General features: G+C 69.9%; 22 protein-coding genes. 20 read left to right on the top strand and 2 right to left on the bottom strand.

Going from position 1 to position 24,372, the window contains the following annotated elements:
• Nucleotides 1–54 precede the first annotated feature (54 nt).
• Both zapE and BM393_RS04805 read left to right on the top strand, forming a co-directional pair.
• Nucleotides 55–1,155: a cell division protein ZapE gene (gene zapE, locus BM393_RS04800; RefSeq protein WP_091722861.1), complete on the top strand. Its 1,101-nt coding sequence runs from the start codon at nt 55–57 to the stop codon at nt 1,153–1,155.
• 104 nt (nt 1,156–1,259) lie between these two features.
• Complete coding sequence (locus tag BM393_RS04805) at nt 1,260–1,985, top strand: hypothetical protein (RefSeq protein ID WP_141225221.1); 726 nt, start codon at nt 1,260–1,262, stop codon at nt 1,983–1,985.
• A gap of 63 nt (nt 1,986–2,048) precedes the next feature.
• Here BM393_RS04805 and BM393_RS04810 read toward each other — a convergent pair whose 3' ends face one another.
• Nucleotides 2,049–2,816: a PP2C family serine/threonine-protein phosphatase gene (locus BM393_RS04810; RefSeq protein WP_091722870.1), complete on the bottom strand. Its 768-nt coding sequence runs from the start codon at nt 2,814–2,816 to the stop codon at nt 2,049–2,051.
• Between the two features lie 52 nt (nt 2,817–2,868).
• Here BM393_RS04810 and BM393_RS04815 point away from each other — a divergent pair, with 52 nt between their 5' ends.
• Nucleotides 2,869–3,123, top strand: a complete 255-nt coding sequence (locus BM393_RS04815; RefSeq protein ID WP_091722875.1) for a YdcH family protein — start codon at nt 2,869–2,871, stop codon at nt 3,121–3,123.
• Nucleotides 3,110–5,218, top strand: a complete 2,109-nt coding sequence (locus tag BM393_RS04820) for an ATP-dependent DNA helicase (RefSeq protein WP_254783211.1) — start codon at nt 3,110–3,112, stop codon at nt 5,216–5,218. The genes BM393_RS04815 and BM393_RS04820 overlap by 14 nt, the downstream gene beginning before the upstream one ends.
• A gap of 197 nt (nt 5,219–5,415) precedes the next feature.
• Here BM393_RS04820 and BM393_RS04825 read toward each other — a convergent pair whose 3' ends face one another.
• Nucleotides 5,416–6,198, bottom strand: a complete 783-nt coding sequence (locus BM393_RS04825; protein ID WP_091725042.1) for an outer membrane protein assembly factor BamD — start codon at nt 6,196–6,198, stop codon at nt 5,416–5,418.
• Between the two features lie 142 nt (nt 6,199–6,340).
• Here BM393_RS04825 and BM393_RS04830 point away from each other — a divergent pair, with 142 nt between their 5' ends.
• The 16 genes from BM393_RS04830 (at nt 6,341) to hflC (ending at nt 24,299) form a co-directional block, all read left to right on the top strand.
• A complete protein-coding gene (locus tag BM393_RS04830) occupies nt 6,341–7,399 on the top strand; it encodes an RluA family pseudouridine synthase (protein WP_091722879.1) in 1,059 nt (352 codons plus the stop codon).
• A gap of 286 nt (nt 7,400–7,685) precedes the next feature.
• Entirely contained in the window at nt 7,686–8,597 is a 912-nt protein-coding gene (gene scpB / locus BM393_RS04840) for an SMC-Scp complex subunit ScpB (protein WP_091722885.1), read from the top strand.
• Between the two features lie 50 nt (nt 8,598–8,647).
• Complete coding sequence (locus BM393_RS04845; RefSeq protein WP_091722889.1) at nt 8,648–10,741, top strand: pseudouridine synthase; 2,094 nt, start codon at nt 8,648–8,650, stop codon at nt 10,739–10,741.
• A gap of 121 nt (nt 10,742–10,862) precedes the next feature.
• Nucleotides 10,863–11,288: a nucleoside-diphosphate kinase gene (gene ndk, locus BM393_RS04850; protein WP_091722894.1), complete on the top strand. Its 426-nt coding sequence runs from the start codon at nt 10,863–10,865 to the stop codon at nt 11,286–11,288.
• A 57-nt stretch (nt 11,289–11,345) separates the two neighbouring features.
• A complete protein-coding gene (gene rlmN / locus BM393_RS04855) occupies nt 11,346–12,536 on the top strand; it encodes a 23S rRNA (adenine(2503)-C(2))-methyltransferase RlmN (RefSeq protein ID WP_091725044.1) in 1,191 nt (396 codons plus the stop codon).
• 56 nt (nt 12,537–12,592) lie between these two features.
• Nucleotides 12,593–13,357: a type IV pilus biogenesis/stability protein PilW gene (pilW, locus tag BM393_RS04860; protein WP_254783212.1), complete on the top strand. Its 765-nt coding sequence runs from the start codon at nt 12,593–12,595 to the stop codon at nt 13,355–13,357.
• A 10-nt stretch (nt 13,358–13,367) separates the two neighbouring features.
• Entirely contained in the window at nt 13,368–14,426 is a 1,059-nt protein-coding gene (locus BM393_RS04865; protein WP_175538187.1) for a RodZ domain-containing protein, read from the top strand.
• Between the two features lie 55 nt (nt 14,427–14,481).
• Complete coding sequence (ispG, locus tag BM393_RS04870; RefSeq protein ID WP_091725047.1) at nt 14,482–15,783, top strand: flavodoxin-dependent (E)-4-hydroxy-3-methylbut-2-enyl-diphosphate synthase; 1,302 nt, start codon at nt 14,482–14,484, stop codon at nt 15,781–15,783.
• Nucleotides 15,780–17,087, top strand: coding sequence for a histidine--tRNA ligase (hisS, locus tag BM393_RS04875; RefSeq protein ID WP_091722904.1), 1,308 nt, complete (start codon nt 15,780–15,782; stop codon nt 17,085–17,087). Before ispG ends, hisS begins: the two co-directional genes overlap by 4 nt.
• A gap of 121 nt (nt 17,088–17,208) precedes the next feature.
• The gene (locus BM393_RS04880) at nt 17,209–17,883 is read left to right on the top strand and encodes a tetratricopeptide repeat protein (protein ID WP_091722909.1); all 675 of its coding nucleotides are present in this window, start codon (nt 17,209–17,211) and stop codon (nt 17,881–17,883) included.
• Entirely contained in the window at nt 17,880–19,025 is a 1,146-nt protein-coding gene (bamB, locus tag BM393_RS04885; protein WP_091722914.1) for an outer membrane protein assembly factor BamB, read from the top strand. Before BM393_RS04880 ends, bamB begins: the two co-directional genes overlap by 4 nt.
• A gap of 1 nt (nt 19,026) precedes the next feature.
• Nucleotides 19,027–20,376 (top strand): ribosome biogenesis GTPase Der, encoded by a 1,350-nt coding sequence (gene der / locus BM393_RS04890; protein WP_091722919.1) that lies wholly within the window; start codon nt 19,027–19,029, stop codon nt 20,374–20,376.
• A gap of 79 nt (nt 20,377–20,455) precedes the next feature.
• On the top strand, nt 20,456–20,698 hold the full coding sequence (gene hfq, locus BM393_RS04895) for an RNA chaperone Hfq (RefSeq protein WP_091722923.1): 243 nt from the start codon (nt 20,456–20,458) through the stop codon (nt 20,696–20,698).
• 6 nt (nt 20,699–20,704) lie between these two features.
• Nucleotides 20,705–22,045 (top strand): GTPase HflX, encoded by a 1,341-nt coding sequence (gene hflX / locus BM393_RS04900; RefSeq protein ID WP_254783213.1) that lies wholly within the window; start codon nt 20,705–20,707, stop codon nt 22,043–22,045.
• Nucleotides 22,046–22,188: 143 nt separating this feature from the next.
• Entirely contained in the window at nt 22,189–23,382 is a 1,194-nt protein-coding gene (gene hflK / locus BM393_RS04905; RefSeq protein ID WP_254783385.1) for an FtsH protease activity modulator HflK, read from the top strand.
• A gap of 20 nt (nt 23,383–23,402) precedes the next feature.
• A complete protein-coding gene (hflC, locus tag BM393_RS04910) occupies nt 23,403–24,299 on the top strand; it encodes a protease modulator HflC (RefSeq protein WP_091722930.1) in 897 nt (298 codons plus the stop codon).
• The last annotated feature ends 73 nt before the right edge of the window (nt 24,300–24,372 follow it).

Genomic DNA, 24,372 nt, shown 5'->3' on the forward strand with positions numbered 1-24,372 from the left:
CCGCCGCCCGAATGCCCGATCGCGATCCCGATCCCGTGACCTGAACTCCGCCGCATGACCACCGTCACCGAGCTCTACCACCAGACCCTGGCCGAACGCGGCTACACCGCCGACCCGGCCCAGCTGCGCGCCGTGGCCGCGCTGCAGCGCTGCCAGGACGAATGGGCCGCCTACAAGGCGCGGCGCTCCAACGCGGTGACCAAGCTGCTGGTGCGCCCGCCGCTGCCGCGCGGGGTCTACATGTTCGGTGGCGTCGGCCGCGGCAAGAGCTTCCTGATGGACTGCTTCTTCCAGGCGGTGCCGCTGACGCGCAAGACGCGGCTGCACTTCCACGAGTTCATGCGCGAGGTCCACCGCGAGCTGCAGGAACTCAAGGGCATCCAGGATCCGCTGGACGAGCTGGGCAAGCGCATCGCGCGGCGCTTCCGGCTGATCTGCTTCGACGAGTTCCATGTCGCCGACGTCACCGACGCGATGATCCTGTACCGCCTGCTGGATGCGCTGTTCAAGAACCGCGTGTCCATCGTGACGACGTCCAACTTCCATCCCGACGGCCTTTATCCCAACGGCCTGCATCGCGACCGCATCCTGCCGGCGATCGAGTTGCTCAAAGCCAACCTGGAAGTCATCAACGTCGACAACGGCACCGACTACCGGCAGCGCTCGCTGGAGCATGTCGAGCTCTATCACACGCCGCTGAACGCGGACACCGAAGGCGCGCTGACGGCCGCCTTCGAGTCGCTGGCCGAGGCGCGCGACGAGGATCCCGTGCTGCACATCGAGCACCGCGAGATCCGCTCCCGGCGTCGCGCCGGCGGCGTGGTGTGGTTCGACTTCGGCGAGCTCTGCGGCGGCCCCCGCTCGCAGAACGACTACCTGGAGCTGGCGACGCAGTTCCACACGCTGATCCTGTCCAACGTGCCGGCCATGCCGCCGCGGCTGGCCAGCGAGGCGCGCCGCTTCACGCTGCTGGTGGACGTCCTGTACGACCGCCGCGTGAAGCTGATCATCTCGGCGGCGGTGCCGGCCGAGCAGCTCTACACCGAAGGCCCGCTCGCGCACGAGTTCCCGCGCACCGTGTCGCGGCTGCAGGAGATGCAGTCCAAGGAGTACCTCGAACTCGAGCGGCGCGAGGTCGACACGCGCCTGACCTGAGCGCGCGTCCGCGGGCTGCCGTCGCCTCGCCGACCGGGGATGTAGGGAAGTCACGGGCGGCGGCTTCGCCGGCGGGGGCGCCAGCGGATGCGATGATCGCGCCCATGACTTTCCGCTTCGTTCTCGCCGCCGCGTCCAGGGCGCCGATCGCGCTGAATGCGCTGATTGCGCTGATTGCGCCGATCTCGCTGATCTCGCTGATCTCGTTGTGTGCCGTGTCCCCGGTCGCTGTGGCCGCGGACATGACCCGTGCCGAGATCGATGCCGCGCGCGCCCGGATCGAGCAGGCCTACCAGTCCCGGGTGAAGGAGTGCAACCAGCGCTTCGTCGTGACCGGCTGCCTGGAAGAGGCGCGGGACGAACGCATCCGCCAGCTGCGGCCGCTGGACCGGGTCGAGCACCAGGTCAATGCGGAGGAGCGTCAGCGCCGCAGCGCCGCGGCCCGTGAGCGGGTCCAGGAGAAGGAACGCGAGGCGGCCCAGGACGAGGCGCGCCGCAAGACCGAATCGGTGCGGGAAGCGGTGCAGCCGGCCTCGGCGCCGGCGGTCCCGGGCGCGCGCACGCCGCGCGCGAATCCCGAGCTGCATCAGCGCCGCGAGGCCCAGCAGGCGGCGGAAGCCAAGGCCGACGCCGCCAAGCGCCGAGAGGCCGCCGCCGAGCGCCGCCAGAAGGCGCAGGAGCGTCAGCGCAAGGCCGGCGAGCTCCAGGTCCGGCAGGCGGAGAAGGCGGCATCCGCCGCCTCCGCGCCGGCGGGCAAGAACAGCAAGCCGCCGGCGGCGCATCTGCCGACGCCGTCGGCCTCGGATATCCGCGCGCTGCCCAAGCGCTGAACGCGCCGGGGCGGGGGCAAGGCGGGAGAGGCACGAGCGCCGCGGAGCGGCGCCGAGCGGGCGTTACTCGAGCGGATCCAGCCGCACGATGGCCAGCGACAGGTTGTCGCCGGTGCCCTTGGCGCGCTGGCGCGCCTTGTTGACCAGCAGTTCGGCGCCGTCGCGCGGCGGCAGGCTGTGCATCACCGTGCCCAGCTCGGCCGGGCTGAAGTAGTGCCACAGGCCATCGCTGCAGGCCATCAGGCTGTCGCCGTGCTCCAGGCGCTCGATGAAGGACTCGACAGGCGTCGGTTCCTGCACCGTGCCCAGGCAGGCAGTCAGCAGGTTCGACTGCGGATGCACCAGCGCCTCGTCCTCGGTGATCTGGCCCTCGTCCACCAGGCGCTGGACGTAGGACTGGTCCAGCGAGCGCGTGACCATGTTGGGGCCGCGGAAGTGGTAGAGGCGGGAATCGCCGGTGTGGATCCAGAAGCAGCGGCGGTCGGCCGTCAGCAGGTAGGCGGCCAGGGTGCTGTGTGGCTCCTCCTCGGCCGAGATCGCCGTCAGGCGGATCATCAGGTGGGATTCGGAGACGATCTGGCGCAGCAGTTCGGCCTCGTCCTCCTCGCCGGGGACGAAGCGCTCGAACAGCTGCTGGGCGGTCAGGATGACCTGGTCCGCGGCCTTGCGGCCGCCGCTCTTGCCGCCCATGCCGTCGGCGACGATGCCGAGCACGCAGCCGCTCTGGCGGGGATGGGCGATGACCTGGACCTGATCCTGCTGGTACAGACGATCGCCGCGATGGATGCCGGTGGCGGCGCTGAGGCGAAAGCCTGGGGTAGTGCGACTCATCCCAAAACTATAATCGTGCGGCTCGGCGTTCCGGCCGGGTGGTTCCCCGTTTATGGATGAACAACTTCACTCTCCAGCCCGACGTCTGATCGAACTGCGCATCGCGCATGCCGAGCTGGATGGCCGCATCGACGCGTTGATCGGCGCCTCCACGCTGCGCGTGATCGACATCGGCGGCGCAGGCGCCGGCATCGCCGTGCCGCCGGTCGACGAGCTCACGCTGCGCCGGCTGAAGAAGCAGCGCCTGGCCCTGCGCGACGAGATCGCGCGGCTCGAGCGGGCCAGTGATCCCGATGAGCCGGCCTGACCCTCACGAACCCGACACCGACGACTCGACCGACGCCCTGATGGCCGATGCCCCCTGGGGCGCCGCCGAGGCGTCGCCGGCGCTGGCGGCCTCGCGCGCCCGCGCGGCGGCCGAGGAACTGCGGCCGGGCGAGCTCGAGCAATCGGTGGTTGCGGCCTTCGACACCGGCGGTCCGCTGTCGCGCCACGACCCGGCCTATGCGCCGCGCGAGCCGCAGCAGCGCATGGCGCTGGCCGTCGCGCAGGCGATCGCCGGGCGCGACACGCTGGTCGTCGAGGCGGGGACCGGCGTCGGCAAGACCTTCGCGTACCTGGTGCCGGCGCTGCTCAGCGGCGGCCGCACCTTGATCAGCACCGCGACCAAGAGCCTGCAGGACCAGCTCTTCATGCGCGACCTGCCGCGGCTGCTCGACACCTTCGCCTTGCCGCTGCGCGCCGCGTTGCTGAAGGGGCGAGGGAGTTACCTCTGCTTGCACCGACTGCAGCAGGCGCGCCACAGCGCGGAGCTGCCGGATCGACGGGCGGTCGCGCAGCTCGCGCGCATCGAGCGCTGGGCGTTGAGCACCCACACCGGCGATTTCGCCGAGATCGACGGCCTGGACGAGCGCTCGCCGGTGATCCCGATCGTCAGCTCGACGCGCGACAACTGCCTGGGCACCGATTGCCCGTCCTACCGCGAATGCCACGTCGTGAAGGCGCGGCGCGAGGCGATGGAGGCGGATCTTGTCGTCGTCAACCATCACCTGTTCTTCGCCGACCTGGTCCTACGCGACAGCGGCGTCGCGGAGTTGCTGCCCAGCGTCGAGGTCGCGATCTTCGACGAGGCGCATCAGCTGCCCGAGGCGGGCCTGAACTTCCTGGGCCGGATGCTGGGCAGCGCGCAGCTGTTCGACTTCGGACGCGACCTGCTGGCGCAGGGGCTCGCGCATGCGCGGGGACTGCAGGAATGGCAGGCGATCGCTGGCGGCGTCGAACGCGCCGCGCGCGCACTGAGGCTGGCCTGCGCCGGCGGACGCGAGCTGCGTGGTGTGCTGAAGCTGCGCTGGAACGAATGCGAGGGCCGGACCGAATTCGATGCGGCGCTGGGCGAGGTGGCGCGGGCGGTCGAGCTCAGCGTCGACGCGCTGGCGACGGTCATGGAGGTCGGGCCGGACCTGGCGCGGCTGCATGAGCGCGCGGTCGAGCTCTACAAGACGGCGCAGCTGTTCGCACGCGCGCCGGATCCTGGCGCGGTGCGCTGGGTGGATGTCGGCACGCACCAGGTGCGCCTGATCGAATCGCCGCTGGACATCCGCGAGGCGATGCAGGAGGCGCTCGCGAGCACGCCCAAGGCGTGGATCTTCACCTCGGCCACCTTGGGCGAGGACGATGCGCTCAGCTGGTTCACCGAGCCAGCGGGTCTCGGCGAGGCGCGCACCTTGCGCGTGGGCAGTCCGTTCGACTACGCGGCGCACGCGCGGCTCTACGTGCCGCGGCATTTCCCGAAGCCGTCCGAGCCCGATCACGGCGAATCGGTCGGCTGGTTGGGAGCGCGGCTGGCAGCGCGGCTGGGTGGGCGCACCTTCATCCTGACGACGACCTTGCGCCAGTTGCAGACGGTGGCCGAGGTCCTGCGCCAGCGTTTCGAGGAGGGTGGACACCGCATCGAGGTGCTGGTCCAGGGCAGCATGCCGAAGCGGCAGTTGCTGCAGCAGTTCATCGACCAGCCGGCGTCGGTGCTGGTGGGCTCGGCGAGCTTCTGGGAGGGCATCGACGTGCCGGGCGACGCCTTGCAGTGCGTGCTGATCGACAAGCTGCCGTTCCCGCCGCCGAACGATCCGCTGGTCGAGGCGCGCGTAGCGCGGCTGGAGTCCGAGGGCCGCAACCCGTTCATGGAGTACTTCGTCGCCGAGGCCGCGATTGCCTTGAAGCAGGGCGCTGGCCGTCTCATCCGAACGGAGTCCGACCGTGGCTTGCTGGTGGTCTGCGACCCGCGGCTGGCCGGATCGCACTACGGCAAGCGCCTGCGCGAGGCGCTACCCCCGATGACGCAGGTCCCCGACGAGGCCGCCGCGCAGGCGTGGCTCGCCGAACTCAAGACTTCTCACGACCGCTGACGGCGTCAGCCCTCAAGAGAGACGTCCGCCAGCAAGCGGAAAAAGAAAAGCCCGCTAGCGAGCGGGCTTCGAGCATTCTTTGCTAGCGCTTGGATCTGGTGGCCAGACGCCCGCCAGACTAGGCGCGAGGGGCCGCCGCATAGCAGCGCTATGCAAGGCCCCGAGCAACGACGTCTGGCGGGTGTCTGGCCACCAGATCACCAGATTTGCCACCAGGCTTTGTCCTTTTGTTTCGCTTTTCCGGTCGTCAGATAGGAGCTATCCGGGAAGCTCGCCACGAGCACGCGGCGGGTGTCGTCGCGCAGCTGGGTCATGCCGAGCTTGTCGTAGCTCTGCATCATCAGGAACAGGGCTTCCTCGAGCGCCGGCGCGTACTGGAACTCCATCAACGCGGCCTGACCGCGATTGGCCGCCGCGAGATAAGCGCCGCGGTTGTAGTAGTAGCGCGCCACATGCACCTCATACGCCGCGAGGCTGTTGGTGATGTAGTCGATGCGGATGCGGGCGTCCTCGGAGTACTTCGACTCGGGGAACTGCTCGACCAGCTGCTTGAATGCCTGCATCGAGTCGCGCGCCGCCTGCTGGTCGCGTTCCGAGATGTCCTGGCGCGCGATGCGGCCGAACAGGCCGAGGTCGTCGTTGAAGTTGACCAGGCCCTTCATGTACAGCGCGTAGTCCAGCGCCGGGCTGGACGGGTTGAGCTTGATGAAACGGTCCAGCACCGTCACGGCCTGCACGCGTTCGCCGCTCTTGTAGTTGGCCCAGGCCAGGTCCAGCTGCGCCTGCTGGCCCAGCGTCGTGCCGGCGGCGCGGCCTTCGATGCGTTCCAGCGTCTTGATCGCCCGGTCGTACGAGCCGGAGAGCATGTCCTCCTTGGCCTCTGCGTACAATTTCTCCAGGTTGGCCTGGGAATTCGGGTCCTCCTTGGGGGCCGACGAACAGGCCGCCAGTCCCAGCACGGCGGCAGTCGCGGCGGTCATCGCGGCGCAGCGCCACGCGGCGCGCCAGGTCCCGGACAGCCCGACAGATTCCGCGGTCCGGCGGCGCAACACCCAAGTCTCGATCATGGTCCACAGGGCGCGCGCGACGGCGGCCCTCATCTGAAATTGGAGCGGCGATTATATGGTTCAGGTCGGCCACGACCCGGCGCCCGAGGGCAGGCTTTACCCGCGCGATGACTCGGGCGAGCCCTCGGGCAGCGAGGGCCTCGACGACGCTCAGGACGTCGGCCTCGACGCGCCCGAACGCCGCGAGGCCGAGGCCGGTCGCGACCAGCTCGCGCTGCGCCTGGACAAGTGGCTGGTGCAGCTGGCGCCGGAGTTCTCGCGCAGCCACCTGCAGGGCCTGATCGAGCGCGGCTGCGTCACGCTGGACGGGCAGCTCGTCACCCAGGCGTCGCGCAAGCCCAGGCTGGGCCAGCGCCTGGCCGTCGACCTGGTGCCCACCGAGGAGGCGCTCGCCTTCCGCGCCGAGCCGCTGGACCTGGACATCGTCTTCGAGGATGAGCACCTGCTCGCGGTGAACAAGCCCGCCGGCCTGGTCGTCCATCCGGCGGCGGGCAACTGGTCCGGGACGCTGATGAATGGCCTGCTGGCGCATCACGCCAAGGCCGCGATGCTGCCGCGCGCGGGCATCGTGCACCGCCTGGACAAGGACACCTCCGGGCTGATGGTCGTCGGCAAGACGCTGCCGGCGGTGACCGCGCTGGTGCGGATGATCGCGGCGCGCGAGGTCCATCGCGAATACCTCGCCCTGGTCCACGGCCGCACGCCGGACGAATGGATCGTCGAGGCGCCGATCGGGCGCGATCCCCAGTCGCGCATCCGCATGGCGGTGGTCGGCGGCGGCAAGCCGGCGCGCACCGACTTCTTCAAGCTGGCCGAGGGGCAGTGGCAGGACGCCCGCGGCCTGGAACGGACCGTCTCCGCGCTGCATTGCGTGCTGCACTCCGGCCGCACGCACCAGATCCGCGTGCACGCCTCGCATCGCGGCCATCCGCTGGTGTCCGACGCGCTGTACGGCGGCGCCGAGGCGCTGGGCGTGTCGCGGCAGGCGCTGCATGCGGCGCGGCTCGGTTTCGAGCATCCGGTCACCGGCGCGCCGATGCGCTTCGAGGCCCCGTTGCCGCCGGAGCTGGCGTCGGGCTGGCGCGTCGCGGGTTTGCCCGATCCGACGTTCTGAGAGGAGTCCGCGCGCCCGCGCTACAATGCCGACCAATTCTTGCGCGAGAACGTGCGCAAGACGGCGGCGGGGCGGCAGTCGACCCCGTCCGCAGCGCAGGCCGCGGACCGACGCGGCGTCCGTCCCACCGGCCGGGACCGTCCACTGAACGGCGGCCGATGGAGCGAAGAGCTCCCAAGCAAGCAGATCGAACCCGTCCAGCGCGGCCCGTTGCCGCCGCTGGCGCCCAAGATGGCGAAACACACCGATTTGACCGGTCCCGAGGCCGGCGTCATGAGCTGAGCCCATGGACACGCAGGAGGCCAAACGGGTCCTGGAGACGGCGCTGCTGTGCGCGCAGGCGCCGCTGACGCTGCGCGAGATGCGTTCGCTGTTCGTGGACGAGCTCAATGCGGACAGCGTGCGGTCGCTGCTCGACGAGTTGCTGCGCGAGTGGGAAGGGCGGGGCGTCGAGCTGGTCGCGCTGTCCTCCGGCTGGCGCTTCCAGAGCCGGCCCGAGATGCGCGAGCATCTGGACCGGCTGAATCCGGAGAAGCCGCCGAAGTATTCGCGGGCGGTGCTGGAGACGCTGGCGATCATCGCCTACCGTCAACCGGTGACCCGCGGCGACATCGAGGACATCCGCGGCGTGATGGTGGCGGCGCCGATCATCAAGCAGCTCGAGGACCGCAACTGGATCGAGGTCATCGGGCATCGCGAGGCGCCGGGCCGTCCGGCGCTGTTCGCGACGACGAAGCAGTTCCTCGACGACCTGGGGCTGCACTCGCTGGAGCAACTGCCGGCGCTGATCCAGGGCGGCGACCCGACGCCGATCGCCGGGGCGCTGCAGGGCTCGCTGCTCGAGGAGCCGCCCGGCGACGCGGTCGTTGAAGTCGAGCCGGACGGCGCCACCCCGGTGGCCCTGATGGCGGCGGAATCGGCTGGCGTTGAATCGACGGCCGAGGAGTCGATGGCCGACGAATCGACGGCCGACGAATCGAAAGTCGCTGAATCGACGGCCGACGAATCGAAAGTCGCTGAATCGACGGCGACCGAATCGACGATCGCCGTGGAGGCTGCGGCCGAAGCCGACGATCAGGCATCCGAAGTGCCGGAAGCGGCGGCGCAGGCCGCCATCGAAGACGAATCCAAGCCGGCCGCCTCGCGCGAGCCGGGTGAAGAACCACCGGCCGGGGCGGTCAACCCCGAGCCCACTTGAACGCCCCGGGAAGGGGCCGTGTCCACCGCTGACAAGGTGCAAGCCGACACATGAATTCCAACGAAATCGACGATTCCAAGCCCGACACGCTGACCGCCGCCGCGGACACGCCGTCCGAGGCGCCCGCGAAGCCCAAGCGCACCCGCAAGGCGGCCGCGGCCCCGACGGAGGCTGCCGAGCCCGGCGCCGCGCCCGTGGCCGAGGAGACCCCGAAGCCGCGTGCGCGCCGAAAGACGGCCGCGGCCGTCGACGCGCCGGCTGAGACGGCCCCCGCGGTTGCTGCGGCAGAGACCGCCGAAGCGCCCGCCGCTGACGCCGAGGCGCCCAAGCCCAAGCGCCGCACGACGAAAAAGGCCGCTGAGGCGGCCGAGGCCGCTCCCGCCGCCGGCGCCGAGGCGTCCGCCGCTGTGATGGCCGAGCCGATCCGTCACCTGCCGGTCGCGACCGTCGAGGTGTCGCCGGCACCGGTGTCGCCGGTCGCGGAAGCGGTCGGTGAGCTGGTGTCGCCCGAGACGCGCGGCGCCGGCCCCGTGGGCGGTGACGCCGCCGATGGCGACGCGGGTGGCGATCGTGAAGGGCGTGGCCGCAACCGCCGCCGTCGTGGTCGCGATCGTGATCGCGAGCCCCGCGAGGGTCAGCAGGCGCAGGCCCAGGAGTCCGGCCAGCGCCCCGCGCGCGCGCCGCAAGGCGAGGGCGCTGAAGGTGCCGCCGATCCGGTCGACGACGCCCAGCTGCAGGCCGAGGCCCAGGCGCGCTTCGACGCGCTGGTGTCCGGTGCCTTCGACGCGGATGTCGAAGGCGACGGCGACGTGGCGGAGACGGGCGCGGCGGAAGTCGAGGCCTCCGCCGACGAGGGCGAGACCGGCACCGACGGCCAGCCCGGCAAGCGCGTGCTCGCGCCCGATGCCGATGCGCCCAAGCTGCAGAAGGTACTGGCGCAGGCAGGCGTCGGCTCCCGGCGCGACATCGAGGACATGATCGCCAAGGGCCAGATCACGGTGAATGGCGAGGTCGCCCATGTCGGCCAGCGCATCTCCTACGGCGACCGCGTCGCGGTGGCCGGCAAGCCGATCAAGGTCCGCATCGCCCCCGTGGCGCCGCGCATCCTGGCGTACCACAAGCCGGTCGGCGAGGTCGTCACCTTCAACGACCCCGAGGGCCGTCCCACCGTCTTCCGCAACCTGCCGCGCCTGCCGCAGGGCAAGTGGCAGTCGGTCGGCCGCCTGGACCTGAACACCGAAGGCCTGCTGCTGTTCACCAACTCCGGCGAACTGGCCAACCAGCTGATGCACCCGCGCTTCGGCGTCGAGCGCGAGTACGCGGTGCGCGTGCTGGGCTCGCTGAGCAAGGATCAGAAGGACAAGCTGCTGACCGGCGTCGACGTCGACGGTCAGCAGGCCAGCTTCAAGAGCATCGAGGACGGCGGCGGCGAAGGCGTGAACCGCTGGTATCGCGTCGTCATCACCGAAGGCCGCAACCGCGAGGTCCGCAAGCTGTTCGAGAGCGTCGGCCTGGCCGTCAGCCGCCTGATCCGCATCCGCTACGGCACCGTCGTGCTGCCGCGCGGCCTGCGCCGCGGCGTCTACATCGAACTGGGCGACGCCGATGTCCGCGTCATCCGCCAGCTGGCCGGCAACGAGCCGCGCCCGCCGCGCAACAACGACCGCGCCGAGCGTCGCGACAAGCGCCGCAGCGGCAACAGCGGCGGTCCGCGCCCGAGCCGTCCGGAGCCCTCGCGCCAGGAGCAGCGCGGCGAACAGCGCGCCCACCAGCCGCAGCGCCCGCAGCAACAGCAGCAGGAGCGCGAACGCGATCGCCGGCCCCGCAACGAGGACGATGACGACTTCATCCCGAAGCACATCAATCCGCTGGAGCAGACCTTCGACCGTCGCTTCGCCACCGGCAGCAAGCGCATCCCGCAAGGCTTCGGCAAGGGCGGCAGCGATGCGGGCGACCATGGCCGCGGCGGCAACCAGCGCGGCCCGGGCGGCGAGCGCATTCCGGATCCGATGAAGACCTCGATGGGCTACATCGGCGCCGACGCCTTCATCAACCGGGGCGGCAATCGCGGTGGCCGCCGCGGTGGTGGCGGCGGGGGTGGTGGGGGTGGCGGCGGCGGCGGCGGCGGCCGCGGTCGCCGCTGAGCGGGTCAGCCTGCTCGTCGCCCCCGGCGACCCCGTCCGATGACGGGTTGTCACCTGGGGGCTTGACTTCAAGCATTACAATGCCGGGTTTTGCCAAGCCCAAGATTTTCAAGGAAAAGACATGGCCATCGAACGCACCCTCTCCATCATCAAGCCCGATGCCGTGGCCAAGAACGTCATCGGCCAGATCTACTCCCGCTTTGAAGGCGCCGGCCTGAAGATCATCGCCTCGAAGCAGAAGCAGCTGTCGCGCGCCGAAGCCGAAGCGTTCTACGCCGTGCACAAGGCCCGCCCGTTCTTCAACGACCTGGTGAACTTCATGATCTCCGGCCCGGTCCAGATCCAGGTGCTGGAAGGCGAAGGCGCCATCCTGAAGAATCGCGACCTGATGGGCGCCACCGACCCGAAGAAGGCCGAGAAGGGCACCATCCGCGCCGACTTCGCCGACAGCATCGACGCCAACGCGGTGCACGGCTCCGACGCCCCCGAAACCGCCGCCGTGGAAGTCGCCTTCTTCTTCTCCGGCCTGGAAATCAACGCCCGCTGAATCGGGCCAAGCCTCTGACCTCCGGGCCACGAGGCCCTTGAGAAAGAGGAACGCATGATGGACGCGGTCAACCTGCTCGGATTCGATCTGCAAGGCCTGGCCGCGTACTGCGAGCAGCTGGGGGAGAAGCGCTTTCGCGCGACCCAGCTGTTCCGCTGGATCCATCAGAAGGGCGCATCGGACTTCGCCCAGATGTCCGACCTGGCCAAGTCGCTGCGCGACAAGCTGGCCGGGCGCGCCCACATCACCGCGCTGCCGGTGATCTCCGAACACGTCTCTGCCGACGGCACCATCAAGTGGTTGTTCGACGTCGGCCAGGGCAACGCCGTCGAGGCGGTCTACATCCCCGAGGACGACCGGGCCACGCTGTGCATCTCCAGCCAGGCCGGCTGCGCCGTGGGCTGCCGCTTCTGCTCGACCGGTCACCAGGGCTTCAGCCGCAACCTGGAGACCTGGGAAATCATCGCCCAGCTCTGGCATGCCGAGCACACGCTGCGCCAGCGCCTGGGCAAGGACGAACGCATCATCTCCAACGTCGTGATGATGGGCATGGGCGAGCCGCTGCAGAACTACGCCGCGCTGGTCCCGGCGCTTCGGATGATGCTCGACGACCATGGCTACGGCCTGTCGCGCCGCCGGGTGACGGTGTCGACCTCGGGCGTGGTGCCGATGATCGACCGCCTGCGCGAGGACGCGCCGGTGGCGCTGGCCGTCTCGCTGCACGCGCCCAACGACCCGCTGCGCGACCAGCTGGTGCCGCTCAACCGCAAGTACCCGATCGCGGAACTGCTGGCGAGCTGCAATGCCTATCTGGACAAGGCGCCCCGCGACTTCATCACGTTCGAGTACTGCATGCTCCACGAGGTGAACGACGCGCCGGAGCAGGCCCGCGAGCTGATCGCGCTGCTCAAGGGCAAGGTGCCTTGCAAGCTGAACCTGATCCCGTTCAATCCCTTCCCCGCGTCGGGCCTGAAGCGCAGCTCGAACGAGCGCGTCAAGGCCTTCGCCGACCTGCTCATCCAGGCCGGCATCGTGACCACCGTCCGCAAGACGCGCGGCGACGACATCGATGCCGCCTGCGGCCAGTTGGCCGGCGAAGTGCAGGACCGGACCCGTGTCCATCTGCGCATGGTGCGCGCGCCCGTGGTGGTACAGCGGGACGCGGCATCGGCCGGCACGGCGGCCCCGGCGCCGGCGGCGACTTCTTCCCCCGTCACTCCCGTCACTCCCACAGGCCCACGTCCATGACCGTTCCGTCGCCCGGCTCCGTCTTTCCGCGTCGTTCCGCCCGGACCCTGTCCGTCGTGTTGCTGATCGCCGCGGCCCTGGCCGGGTGCGCGACGACCTCGCCGCAGCAGCAGCAGCAACCGCGGACCGAGAGCGACAAGACGGACAACGACCGCCGGGCCCAGGTGCGGCTGGAGCTGGCCAGCGGCTACTTCGCCCGCGGCCAGTACGAGACCGCGCTGGACGAGGTCAAGCTGGCGATGGCCGCCAAGCCCGACCTGCCCGAGGCGATCAGCCTGCGCAGCCTGATCTACGCCGCGATGGGCGAGTACGCGATGGCCGAGGACGGCTTCAAGCAGTTGCTGGCCCGCGACCGCAACAACGGCGACACGCTGCACAACTACGGCTGGTTCCTGTGCCAGCGCCAGCGTTATGCCGAGGCCTACCAGCAGTTCGAGGCCGCCGTGGCGCTGCCGGCCTATCGCACGCCCGCGCGCACGCTGCTGGCCTGGGGCGCCTGCGAGGCCCGCGAGGGCCGGCTGGTGCCGGCCCAGGCTCACCTGTCCAAGGCCTTCGAGGCCGAGCCCGGCAATCCGACCATCGCGCTGAACCTGGGCGAGGTGCTGTACCGCCAGGGCGAATACGAACGGGCGCGCTTCTACGCCCGCCGCGTCAACAGCAATGTGGAACAGGCGAACGCGGCCAGCCTCTGGCTGGAGCTGCGCATCGAGCGCCGCCTGGGCAACGCGGCCAACATGGACGACCTCGGTCAGCAACTGCGGCGCAAGTATCCGCAGGCGGCCGAGACGCAGGCATTGAACAACGGTCGATTCGATGAATGAGGGACATCGCATGACTCCGACGGCCGCCGACGAGGCGACGCCCGCAGCCGCAAGCGCTGCGCCATCCACCTTCGGCCCCAGTTCCGCGGGCGCCGCGCTGCGGCGCGCGCGCGAGGCGCGCGGCCTGCACATCGCCGCCCTGGCCGCGACGCTGAAGGTGCCGCAATCCAAGCTGGAGGCCCTCGAGGCCGACCGCTACCACGAGCTGCCCGACGCGACCTTCGCCCGGGCGCTGGCGCGCTCGATGTGCCGCGTGCTGAAGATCGAGGCGGCGCCGGTGCTGGCGATGCTGCCCAGCAGCGGCGCCGAGGCCTCGCTGGACCGCGTCACGCCGGGCCTGAACCAGCCGTTCCGCGAGCGCTCGGTGAGCCAGGAGCCGATGCTCTCGGCCGAGCTGCTGAAGCGCCCGGCGGTGCTCGGCGTGGGCGTGCTGCTGGTCGCCGCGGTGGCCGTGTACGCGATCCCGTCGAGCTGGATCGAGCAGGTGACGGCGCGGTTCCGATCGGCGCCCGACGCCTCGACCACCACCGCGACCCCCGGCCCGGGCAGCGCCGTCGGCACCGCCCCGGTCGCGACCGACAGCCCCCCGACCAACATCGAAGCCCCGGTGGTGAGCGCCTCCGAGGCCGCGCCGCAGTCCACCGCCAGCGTGCCGACGCTGCCGCCGCAGACCTCCGGCGCCGCGACGCCGATCACGGCGCCGGCCGCCACGCCGTCCCCCGCGCCGGCGACGACGCAGGCCGCCGCCACGACGCCGCCGGCCGCCTCCACCGCCGCTTCAGCCGCCGCAGGGGCCGGCCAGCCGATCCAGGCCGGCACGCCCGCGCCCGGCACCTCCCCGCTGAAGGTCCGCGCCAGCGCCGAGTCCTGGGTTGAGGTCGTCGACGCCAAGGGCCAGGTGCTGCTGTCCCGGCTGCTGCGTCCTGGCGATCTGGTCGACGTCCACGGCGTCGCGCCGCTGAGATTGCGCGTGGGCAACGTGTCCGGCACGGAACTGGTGTTCCGCGGCCAGCCGGTGGACCTCGCTGCCCGGGCGCGCGACAACGTCGCCCGGCTTGAACTGAACTGAACCCGGACCGACGGGCGCCCCGCCAGCCGTACCCCTTTCGCATGAGCGCCGCATGATGGACAAGCCAGACACTCCCGATTCCGCCGCCGCCGACCTGTCGGACCTGATCGCCGCCGCCGCGCCCGCCGCGCGCCGCTCGCGCCAGGCCCAGGTGCGCTGGGGCAGCCGCATCGTCACCATCGGGGGCGACGCGCCGGTGCGCGTCCAGTCGATGACCAACACCGACACGGTCGACGTCATCGAGACCGCCATCCAGGTCAAGGAACTGGCGCAGGCGGGCTCGGAGCTGGTCCGCATCACCGTCAACACGCCCGAGGCCGCCGACGCCGTGCCGCACATCCGCGAGCAGCTCGACCGCATGGGCATCGACGTGCCGCTGGTGGGCGACTTCCACTACAACGGCCACCGCCTGCTGAGCGAGCATCCGGCGATGGCGCAGGCGCTGTCCAAGTACCGGATCAATCCCGGCAACGTCGGCAAGGGCGACAAGAAGGACCGCCAGTTCGCGCAGATGATCGAGGCGGCCATGCAGTACGACAAGGTCGTGCGCATCGGCGTCAACTGGGGCAGCCTGGACCAGGAACTGCTCGCCCAGATGATGGACGACAACGCCAGGCGCGCGCAGCCCTGGGACGGCAAGCAGGTCATGTACCAGGCGCTGATCCAGTCGGCGCTGTCGTCGGCGTCCTATGCCCGCGAGCTGGGCATGAATCCGGACAACATCATCATCAGCTGCAAGGTCAGCGGCGTGCAGGATCTGATCTCGGTCTACCGTGCGCTGAGCAAGCGCTGCGACTACGCGCTGCACCTGGGCCTGACCGAGGCCGGCATGGGCACCAAGGGCACGGTGGCCTCGGCCGCGGCGCTGTCGGTGCTGCTGCAGGAAGGCATCGGCGACACCATCCGCGTCTCGCTGACGCCGCAGCCCGGCGAGTCGCGCACGCAGGAAGTGGTCGTCGCGCTGGAGATCCTGCAGTCGCTGGGCCTGCGCGCGTTCAACCCGAGCGTCACCGCCTGCCCCGGCTGCGGCCGCACCACCAGCACCACCTTCCAGGAGCTGGCCAAGCAGATCGACGATTTCCTGCGCGCGCAGATGCCGGTCTGGCGCGAGAAGTACCCCGGTGTCGAGAACATGAAGGTGGCCGTGATGGGCTGCATCGTCAACGGCCCGGGCGAGAGCAAGCATGCCGACATCGGCATCAGCCTGCCGGGCAACGGCGAGGCGCCGGCGGCGCCCGTCTTCATCGACGGCGAGAAGGCGCTGACCCTGCGCGGCGACAACATCGCCGGCGAGTTCCACGCCCTGGTCGAGACCTACATCGAAAAGCGCTACGGCGCGAGCACCACCACCGCATGAGCAAGAACATCCAGGCCGTGAAGGGGATGAACGACATCCTCCCGGCCAGCGTCGACCGCAAGGACAAGCTGCCGAGCAGCCAGCTGTGGAGCTGGTTCGAGACCACGCTGCGCGGCGTGCTGCAGCGCTACGGCTACCAGTACATGCTGACCCCGATCGTCGAGCCGACCGCGCTGTTCGTGCGCGGCCTGGGCGAGGTGACCGACATCGTCGAGAAGGAGATGTACTCCTTCACCGACAGCATGAACGGCGACCAGCTGACGCTGCGCCCCGAGGCCACCGCCGGCATCGTGCGCGCGATGGTCGAGCACAACGCGCTGTACAACGGCCCGCTGCGCCTGTGGACGCTGGGCCCGATGTTCCGCCACGAGCGCCCGCAGAAGGGCCGCTACCGCCAGTTCAACCAGCTGGACGTCGAGGCGCTGGGCTTCGCCGGCCCGGACGTGGACGCCGAGATCATCCTGATGGTCCGCCGCCTGTGGCAGGAGCTGGGCCTGGTGGTCGGCCAGCATGTGCGCCTGGAGCTGAACTCGCTGGGCCAGCCAGAGGAGCGCGCCGCGCACCGCGCCGCGCTGATCGCCTACCTGGAAGGCCATGCCGACAAGCTCGACGAGGACGGCAAGCGCCGCCTGCACAGCAATCCGCTGCGCATCCTCGACACCAAGAATCCGGCGATGCAGGACGTGGTCGAGGCTGCGCCCAAGCTGATGGACTTCCTGGGCGAGGCCAGCCTGGCCCACTTCAACGCGGTGCGCGCGATCCTCGACGCGGCCGGCCTGGAGTACCGCATCAACACGCGCCTGGTGCGCGGCATGGACTACTACAACCTGACCGTGTTCGAGTGGGTCACCGACCAGCTCGGCTCGCAGGGCACGGTCTGCGGCGGCGGTCGCTACGACGGGCTGTTCGAGCAGCTCGGCGGCAAGCCCACGCCCGCGGTCGGCTTCGGCCTGGGCATCGAGCGGCTGCTGCTGCTGATCGACGAGCTGGGCCTGGCGGTGCCGTCCTCGGCGCCGGACGTCTACGCGATCCTGCCCGACGCGTCGGCGCTGGCCCAGGCCATGCCGGTGCTGGAAGTGCTGCGCGCCGAAGGCGTCGCGGTGCAGATGCATGCGGGCGGCGGCTCGTTCAAGTCGCAGTTCAAGAAGGCCGACGCCTCGGGCGCCCGCTTCGCGCTGGTGTTCGGCGCCGATGAACTCGCCCGGGGCGAGGTCGCGGTCAAGCCCCTGCGCGGCGACGGCGAGCAGGTGACACGTCCGCTTAACACGGCGGCTGCGTGGGCAGCCGATCTGCGCACCGCATAATCGCGGCTTCGCCGGGGTGCCCGAGGAGGGCGCCGCCGGCCGCATTCAGCAACTTTCCCCAGCCGGCCGACGCTCGCGCCGGGCCGGCTTCGACCCTCAACCGACGGACCCACACTCGCACATGGCGGCTCATCTCGATCTCGAAGAACAGGAACAGCTGGAGCAGCTCAAGGCGTTCTGGAAGCGCTGGGGCAATGCGATCACCTGGCTGCTGACGCTGGTGCTGGTGGCCTATGCCGGCTGGACCGGCTGGAACTACTGGCAGCGCAACGAGGCCGCCAAGGCCGGCGCGATGTTCAGCGAGCTGGAACGCGCGGTCCAGGCCGGCGACCTGGGCAAGGGCGCGGCCGTCTTCGGCACGCTGAAGCAGGACTTCGCCTCCACCGGCTACACGGCGCAGGCCGCGCTGATGACCGCCAAGCTGCAGCTGGACAAGGAGAAGGCCGACGACGCGCGCGCCACGCTGACCTGGGCGGTGGCCAATGCCAAGGGCGAGGCCTACCGCGACCTGGCCCGCCTGAGACTGGCGGCGCTGCAGATGGACGCCAAGCAGTACGACGAAGCCGCCAAGACGCTGGACGGCGTCAAGAGCGCCGACTTCGCGCCGCTGGCCGCCGATCGCCGCGGCGACCTGGCGCTGCTGCAGAACAAGCCCGATGTCGCCAAGACCGAGTTCAAGAAGGCGTATGACGGCATGGACAAGCAGCTGGACTACCGCCGCCTGCTGGAAGTGAAGCTGGCCAGCCTGGGTGTGGCGGTGGGTGGCGATGCCGCCGCCGCGGGAGCCGCGCAATGACGGCCCGCGTCACCCTGGGCGCGCTGAGCCGGGCGCTGCTGCTGGGCGGCGTCGCGATGACGCTGGGCGCCTGCTCGCTGTTCAGCAGCTCGAACGCGCCCAAGCCGGCGCCGCTGGAGAACATCACCCCGTCGCTGCAGGCCCGCGTGGCCTGGGAAGCGCGGGTGGACAGCGTCAAGTTCCCGCTGACCATCACCGCGGTGAACGACCGCTTCGTCGTGGGCGGGTCGGACGGCGTGATCAGCGCGATCTCCGCCACCGACGGCACCACGCTGTGGCGCGCCGACATCGGCAAGGGTCTGAGCGCCGGCGTCGGCAGCGATGGCCGCTTCGCCGCGGCGGTGACCCGCGACAACGAGCTGGTCGTCACCGAGGGCGACAGGATCCTGTGGCGCAAGACGCTGACGACGCCGGTCATCACCGCGCCGTTCGTTGCCGGCGAGCGCGTGTTCGTGCTGACGCTGGACCGCGCGGTGCTGGCCTTCGACGCGGTCGACGGCCGTCGCCTGTGGGAGCTGCGCCGTCCGGGCGAGCCGCTGACGCTGCAGCAGGCCGGCGTGATCGGTGCCTACCAGAACACGCTGCTGGTGGGGCAGGGCTCCCGCCTGGCGGGTGTCGACCCGACCCGCGGCCTGTTGATGTGGGAAGCGACCATCGCCAACCCGCGCGGCACCAACGAGGTCGAGCGCCTGGCCGACCTGGTCGGCCCGATGGCCCGCGACAACGAGGTGTTCTGCGCCCGCGCGTTCCAGTCGGCCGTCGCCTGCGTCAACGGCGAGCGCGGCAACACGATCTGGACCCGCAACAACGCCGGCCTGCGCGGCGTGGGGGCCGACGCGACGATCGTCGTCGGCGGCGACGCCTCGGACCGGCTGACCGCCTGGGGCACGCGCAGCGGCGACGTCGTCTGGACCGCCGACCAATTCCAGAACCGCAAGCTCAGCGCACCGCTGGTGACCGACAAGTCGGTCATCGTCGGCGACAGCGAGGGCTATGTGCACTTCCTGTCCAAGGACAAGGGCCAGACCGTGCAGCGCCTGCAGACCGACAGCTCCGGCATCGCCGCGGCGCCGGTGCAGCTCGGCGGCACGGTGCTGGTCGCCACCCGCAGCGGACGCCTGTTCGCGCTGCGCCAAGACTGATATGAAACCTGTGATCGCCCTGGTGGGCCGCCCCAACGTGGGCAAGTCCACGCTGTTCAACCGGATGACGAAGAGCCGCGACGCCATCGTCGCGGACTTCGCCGGTCTCACGCGCGATCGCCATTACGGCGACGGGCGCCTGGGCGATCGCGAGTTCATCGTCATCGACACCGGCGGCTTCGAGCCCGACAGCTCCACCGGCATCGTCAAGGAGATGGCCAAGCAGACCCGCCAGGCCGTGGCCGAGGCGGATGCCGTCATCTTCGTGCTGGACGTGCGCACCGGCCTGGCCGGCCAGGACCAGGACATCGGCCGCTACCTGCGCCAGTGCAACAAGCGCGTCTTCGTCGCGGTCAACAAGGCCGAGGGCATGAGCGACAGCCCGCTGCTGGCCGAGTTCCATGAACTGGGCATGGGCGAGCCGCATCCGGTCTCGGCCGCGCACGGGCAGGGCATCCGCTCGCTGCTGGAAGCCGTGCTGGACAGCTTCGAGGCGCCCGCCGAGGACGAGGCCTTCGAAGGCGAGGGTGCGGAAGAGGACGAGTCCAAGGCCATCCGCCTGGCGGTCGCCGGCCGGCCCAACGTCGGCAAGAGCACGCTGATCAACACCTGGCTGGGCGAGGAACGCCTGGTCGCGTTCGACATGCCGGGCACGACGCGCGACGCCATCAGCGTCGACTTCGAGCGCAACGGCCAGAAGTTCAAGCTGATCGACACCGCCGGCCTGCGCCGCAAGGGCAAGGTGTTCGAGGCGATCGAGAAGTTCTCGGTCGTCAAGACGCTGCAGGCGATCGCCGACGCCAACGTGGTGCTGCTGCTGATCGACGCGACGCAGGGCGTCACCGACCAGGATGCCCACATCGCCGGCTACGTGCTGGACAGCGGCCGCGCGGTGGTGGTGGCGATCAACAAATGGGACGCGATCGACAGCTACCAGCGCGAAACCATCGAACGCCAGATCCTGACGCGGCTTGGATTCCTGCGCTTCGCCCCCATCCTGAAGATTTCCGCGCTCAAGCGGCAGGGCCTGGGCCCGCTGTGGAAGGCGCTGGCGGATGCCTATTCGTCGGCCTATCGCAAGATGACGACGCCGGTGCTGACCCGTCTCATCCAGGAGGCGGTGCAGCACCAGCAGCCGCAGCGGGCGGGGATCTCGCGTCCGAAGCTGCGCTACGCGCACCAGGGCGGGATGAATCCCCCGATCGTCGTCATTCACGGGAATGCGCTGGACGGCGTCAGCGACGTCTACAAGCGCTACCTGGAAGGGCGCATCCGCGACCACTACAAGCTGGTGGGCACGCCGCTGCGGATCGAGCTGCGGTCCTCGAAGAACCCGTTCGCCGAAACCTGAGTTCGCGGCCGTCCGGGGAAACCCGGTGCTGTGATAAGGTCCGGGCTTCCAACACCACTCTCACAACACGGAGCATATCGTGAGCAACAAAGGACAACTCTTGCAAGACCCCTTCCTGAACCTGCTGCGCAAGGAGCATGTTCCTGTGAGCATCTACCTTGTGAACGGCATCAAGCTGCAAGGCCACATCGAGTCCTTTGACCAGTACGTGGTGCTGCTGCGCAATACGGTGACGCAGATGGTCTACAAGCACGCCATCTCCACGGTGGTCCCCGGCCGCGCCGTGAACTTCCACGCCGGCGAGAGCAACGACGCCAGCTGACGCTGATTGACCAAACAAGACCCCACCCATTCGACGCCGCCCCCCGAGGCGGCGCGCGCCATTCTGGTGGGGGTCGATCTGGGCCGCGACGTGGCCTTCGACCCCACCCTCGACGAACTCGCGCTGCTGGCCGAGTCGGCCGGTGACACGCCGGTCGCCCGGATCGTCGCCAAGCGCAAGGCGCCCGACGCGGCGCTGTTCGTCGGGTCCGGCAAGGCCGACGAGATCAAGCTGATGGTGGACGCGCTGGGCGCGCACACCGTGCTGTTCGACCAGGCCATCTCCCCCGCCCAACAACGCAACCTGGAACGCCACCTCGGCGTGCCCGTGGCCGACCGCACCGCGCTGATCCTGGAGATCTTCGCCGCGCGCGCCCAGAGCTTCGAGGGCAAGCTGCAGGTCGAGCTGGCGCGGCTCCAGTACCTCGCCACGCGCCTGGTGCGCCGCTGGAGCCACCTGGAGCGCCAGAGCGGCGGCATTGGCATGCGCGGCGGCCCCGGCGAGCGCCAGATCGAACTGGACCGCCGGATGATCGACGACCGCATCAAGTCGATCAAGGAACGCCTCAAGAAGGTCGAGCGCCAGCGCTCCACGCAGCGCCGCGCCCGCGCCCGCAACGGAGTGTTCCGCGTCTCGCTGGTGGGCTACACCAATGCCGGCAAGAGCACGCTGTTCAATGCCCTGACCAAGGCCAGGACCTACGCGGCCAACCAGCTCTTCGCCACGCTGGACACGACGACGCGCTCGCTCTACCTCGAGGAGGCGGGCACCAGCGTCTCGTTGTCCGACACCGTCGGCTTCATCCGCGACCTGCCGCACAAGCTGGTCGAGGCGTTCAAGGCCACGCTGCAGGAGGCCGCGGATGCCGACCTGCTGCTGCATGTGGTCGACGCCGCCAGCCCGGTGCTGACCGAGCAGATGGAAGAGGTCGAGCGGGTGCTCGCCGAGATCGGCGCGCAGCACATTCCGCAGATCCTCGTCTACAACAAGCTGGACCTGCTCGAGCCCACGCAGCGCCCGCGCCAGCTGCAGGACTGGCTGACGCGCATCGGCGGCGAGCACGGCGGCCAGCGCCTGCCCCGCGTCTTCGTCAGCGCGGCGCAGGGCGAGGGCCTCGATGAACTGCGCGCGATGATCGCCTCGCTGATGCAGGCCGAGCCGGTGCCCGAGTACGCCGGCCTGGCGCTCGAGGAGGCCGATGGGGCCGAAGGGAGCGATGAGCCCGAGGTCTCCGGAAAACCGGCGTCGGCCGACGGAGATGACGGTGACGACGGCGCCTTGAACGATCAAGACCTGACCCAAGCTCGGACAGTCCCGCAGGATGATCCGCAGGGACGCACAGGCTGAGAACGCTGCGCAATGCCCGATACTCGCAACAAGACTTCCTCATCAGGATGCGTATGAATCAAGACGATCGCCTGTCCGCCGCTGGCGGCGGACGTGGCCCGCAGGGTGGAGCCGGTGGCCTGCGCCGCTGGGTGGGGCTCTGGATGAGCAATGGCCGCAACGAAGGCCCGCCCGACCTGGACGAGCTGTGGCGCGACTTCAACCGCAAGCTCTCGCGCCTGTTCGGCGGCCGCGGCGGCAATGACGGCAACGGTCCGGCGGGCAGCGGCGGCGGTGGCCCGCAGCCCGACATGAAGGGCGCCGGCATCGGCGTTGGCCTGGTGGTCGGCGTGGTGGTGCTGGGCTGGCTGGCCAGCGGCGTGTTCATCGTCCAGGAAGGTCAGCAGGGCGTCATCACGTCCTTCGGCAAGTACAGCCGCACCGTCGATGCCGGCATCCAGTACCGCCTGCCGTATCCGTTCCAGGCGCACGAGGTGGTGTCGTTCACGCAGCTGCAGTCCGTCGAGGTCGGCCGCAATTCGGTCGGCCAAGCATCGGGCCTGCGGGATTCGTCGATGCTGACGCAGGACGAGAACATCATCGACATCCGCTTCACCGTGCAGTACCGGCTGAAGGATGCGCGCGACTACCTCTTCGAGAACTTCAACACCGACGAGGCCGTCAACCAGGCGTCCGAGTCCGCGGTGCGCGAGATCGTCGGCCGCAGCAACATGGACTCGGTGCTGTACGAGCAGCGCGACGCGATCGCGATCGACCTGGCCAAGTCCATCCAGGCGCAGCTGGACCGGCTCAAGACCGGCATCCAGATCGTCAACGTCAACGTCAGCAGCGTGCAGCCGCCCGAGCAGGTGCAGGCCGCCTTCGACGATGCCTTCCGGGCCAACGCCGACCGCGAGCGCCTGAAGAACGAAGGCGAGGCCTATGCCAACGACGTGATCCCCCGCGCGCAGGGCCAGGCGGCCCGCCTGCGCGAGGATGCCGAGGCCTACCGCGCCCGCGTCGTCTCGTTCGCCGAGGGTGACGCGCAGCGCTTCAAGTCGGTGCTGGCCGAGTACCAGAAGGCGCCGGCCGTCACCCGCGACCGCCTCTACATCGACACGATGCAGCAGGTCTATTCCCGCGTGACCAAGGTGATGGTGGACGCCAGGAGCGGTTCCAACCTGCTGTACCTCCCGCTGGACAAGCTGATGCAGCAGACGCAGCCCGGCGGCACGGTCACGACCACGGCGCCCACGCCGGTGGTGCCGACCGATCCGGCGACCTCGGGCGCCTCGTCGCTGGGCAGCGATCCGCGCTCGCGCGACAGCATGCGCAGCCGCGACCGCGACGGCCGTTGATCGACAGGGAGCCCACAACAATGAATCGCATCGTCTCCGTCGTCGTCGGCCTGTTGATCCTGTTCATGATCGCCAGCTCGACGCTGTTCGTCGTCGACCAGCGCCAGTTCGCGGTCGTCTATTCGCTAGGCGAGATCAAGGAAGTGATCACCGAGCCCGGCCTGAAGTTCAAGCTGCCGCCGCCGCTGCAGAACGTGGTCTTCCTGGACCGCCGCGTGCAGACGCTGGACGCGGCCGATCCGCGCCCCATCTTCACCGCCGAGAAGAAGAGCCTGGTCATCGACTGGCTGGTGAAGTGGCGCATCGTCGACTCGCGACAGTACATCCGCAACAGCGGCACGCAGCTGCGCAACCTGGAAACCCGCCTGAGCCCGATCGTGCAGGCCGCGCTCAACGAGGAAGTGACCAAGCGCACCGTGCGCGCGGTGCTGGCCACCGAGCGCGAGAAGGTCATGCAGGACGTGCGCAAGCGCCTCGAGGAAGAGGCCAAGCAGTTCGGCATCGAGATCGTCGACGTGCGGGTCAAGCGGGTCGACTTCGCCGCCAACATCACCGAGTCGGTCTACAACCGCATGAAGTCGGAGCGCGCCCGCGTCGCCAACGAACTGCGTTCCACCGGCGCCGCCGAGGGCGAGAAGATCAAGGCCGATGCCGACAAGCAGCGCGAGATCATCACCGCCGAGGCCTACCGCGACGCGCAGAAGATCATGGGCGAGGGCGATGCCAAGGCGTCGGCGCTGTACTCGGAATCCTTCGGTCGCGATCCCCAGTTCGCGCAGTTCTATCGCTCGCTGGATGCGTACCAGCGCTCGTTCAAGGGCAAGGGCGACGTGATGGTGCTGGACCCGTCGAGCCAGTTCTTCAACACGATGCGCACCGGCGGCCCGGGCGCGCCGGCGGCGGCCCCGAAGAAGTGATCCCGGGCGGGCCAGTCGGCCCGCCCGTTCGCCATCGAGCTGACCGGCCACGGCCGGGGAGGGCGGTCTCGTC

The sequence above is a fragment of the Mitsuaria sp. PDC51 genome, from assembly GCF_900113225.1.
Classification (GTDB): Bacteria; Pseudomonadota; Gammaproteobacteria; order Burkholderiales; family Burkholderiaceae_C; genus Roseateles.